Source organism: Dellaglioa sp. CoH-57-MRSF-19 (assembly GCF_056781975.1).
Window position 1 is genome coordinate 1 of sequence record NZ_JBXAXW010000354.1, and the last position, 232, is coordinate 232.

Annotated in this window: 1 protein-coding gene; it reads right to left on the minus strand. The window is 63.4% G+C overall.

Features of this window, described 5'->3' with window-relative positions:
- A partial coding sequence (locus tag AC1RO3_RS09470) for a hypothetical protein (RefSeq protein ID WP_481764166.1) occupies nucleotides 1-232 on the minus strand: 232 nt, incomplete at both ends.

Genomic DNA, 232 nt, shown 5'->3' on the forward strand with positions numbered 1-232 from the left:
GCATGAGGGTGCGGGCTTCGTTATCCGCGAGCCCTAGCACGTCGAGCGTTTCGAGTGCGCCTATGCCGTAGAACAGGGACTGTCTGTAACTGCGCGCGGCCGATTCGTCGCCGTGTTCTGCGTACTGTGCGCCCCAGAAACGCACACTGTTTTCCACTTGCCGGGCACGGGACACGGCCTGAGCATACAGCGGATTATGGCGTGCGAGTGCCGCGCGAGCCTCGGCCATGGT